Source organism: Bacillus proteolyticus (assembly GCF_001884065.1).
Classification (GTDB): domain Bacteria; phylum Bacillota; class Bacilli; order Bacillales; family Bacillaceae_G; genus Bacillus_A; species Bacillus_A proteolyticus.
This window is the reverse complement of sequence record NZ_MACH01000039.1, coordinates 1-2,178: the sequence shown is the minus strand read 5'-3', so window position 1 is coordinate 2,178 and position 2,178 is coordinate 1. Positions and strand designations below refer to the sequence as shown.

Here is a 2,178-nt window from a genome sequence, read left to right as displayed (position 1 = left end):
AAGAGAATAGTAACGTGCTTTCACCTTCAAGAATAGTCTAAATCCTTAAGTTGATGGATGTGTGGCGGTACCCCTTATTGTAATATTTCTGCTATAATACATATCTATTTATAAAATTAAATGGATTTAAGGAGAGAAATTTATGAAACAGAAAAAGATTGGTTTACTAGTATGTGCACTTATCACGTCCTCAATTTTATCGGCTTGTAGTAGTAAATCTAATAAAACTGTCAATGAGAACCAAAAACAAGTATTAAATTTAACAATATCTGAAGAAATGCCTTCTTTAGATACCGCAAAAACCATGGATGGTACATCATCACATGTGATGCAAAATATATTTGAAGGATTATATGTACTCGATAATCAAGATAGGCCTATTCCTGGTGTAGCAAAGTCATTTGAGAGAAGTGAAGATGGGAAAAGATATACATTCCATTTGCGTAAAGATGCTAAATGGTCAAATGGTGAAATGGTAACAGCACATGACTTTACTTTTGCTTGGAAACGAACATTAAGTCCTGAAACATCATCTCAATATGCATACTTACTATTTTATATAAAAAAGGCAAAAGAAATTAATGAAGGTATAGTGGCTGCTGATCAGTTAGGAGTAAAGGCATTAGATACTCATACGCTAGAAGTAGAACTAGAACAGCCTGTTCCATATTTACTGCAATTATTAGCACTGCCTATTTATTTACCACAGAATGAATCGTTTGTGAAAGAACAAGGAAATAGTTATGGTTTAGAACCAAATCATCTTATATATAATGGAGCATTTGTGTTAGAAAAATGGAAGCATGAACAAGAATTTCAATTGAAGAAAAATAATACATATTGGGATAAGGAACAAGTGAAGCTAGAGGCAATAAATTTTCATATTGTAAAAGATTCAATGACGGCCTTAAATTTATATGAATCGGGTAGTATTGATCGTGCTCCTGTTAGTGCAAAATTTGTAGATAAATACAAGGGCAAAAAGGAATTACATATGAAAAAAGATTCTGGGATATCTATGTTACGTTTTAATGAAAAGAACACTACGTTAGCAAACAAAAAAACCAGACAATCTATTTCTTTAACACTAAATAAAGAGGGAATTGTGGATCACTTTATCAATAATGGTGCAACACCTGCAGAAGGTCTTATACCAGTAGGATATAAGAATGAAACAAATGGAAAAGATTTTCGTCAAGAAAATGGTGCTCTTGCTGTGTATGATTTACAAAAGGCGAAACAAACTTGGGAAGTTGCCAAAAAAGAACTTAATACAGAAAATGTCACACTTGAATTTTTAACATTTGAACAAGACAATGCAAAACATATCGCAGAATATATAAAAGGAGAACTTGAAAAACATTTACAAGGCTTAACGATACAGATTAAGCAGCAACCATCTAAACAAAAATTGCAACTTGAACAAACAGGACAGTATGATATATCTATGGTAGGTTGGGGACCTGATTATAAAGATCCTATTAGTTATTTAGAATTATTTACGACAGATAATCCAAATAATAAAATGGAGTATTCAAATTCTAGTTTTGATGATCTTATAAGTAAAGCTAGACATGACGTTGTATTAGATCAACAGAAAAGATGGGATTATTTACGAGAAGCAGAGAGAGTATTGTTAGAAGATGCTGCTGTTGCTCCCCTTTATCATACTGGTTTAGCATATGTGCAAAAGGAGTATGTAAAAGGAATTGAAAAGCATCAATTCGGTGGTGTATATACCTACAAAAATGCTTATATAAATAAAAAATAAAGATACTGAAATAGAAAAGAGTTGAGTACTTAATACAAAAAGTAATCAACTCTTTTCTAATAGTCTCAATAAGTTTTATTACATTTTTAATTTAGAATATAAACGATTCACTTTATTATTTGATAATATTTTTCTTTAAAAAGTTCACTTAAAGAAATGAGTAATTTTGTTTCATTTATTGGTAACCCTAGGCTTTATAGGTTTATTTGATAGGATGATGTTATCTGCCTTACTAATATTGATAGCCGATACTAGATGTATCATATGACTCATTTTATTGTCTTTTGTTTTTTTGTTTTGGGGGTGTTTACTTTTCTTAAGTTGATGGATGTGGCGGTACCCCACATCCATCAACTTAAGGATTTAGACTATTCTTGAAGGTGAAAGCACGTTACTATTCTCTTATG

General features: G+C 31.2%; 1 protein-coding gene. It reads left to right on the top strand.

Going from position 1 to position 2,178, the window contains the following annotated elements:
- Window positions 1-142: 142 nt before the first annotated feature.
- Window positions 143-1,771 carry a peptide ABC transporter substrate-binding protein gene (locus tag BAQ49_RS04205; RefSeq protein WP_071744304.1) on the top strand — a complete coding sequence of 543 codons (1,629 nt, stop codon included), beginning with the start codon at window positions 143-145 and terminating at the stop codon, window positions 1,769-1,771.
- Window positions 1,772-2,178 lie beyond the last annotated feature (407 nt).

Excerpts from the sequence above, each read along its gene's own strand:
- BAQ49_RS04205 (WP_071744304.1), top strand. The coding sequence starts at position 143 with ATGAAACAGAAAAAGATTGGTTTACTAGTATGTGCACTTATCACGTCC.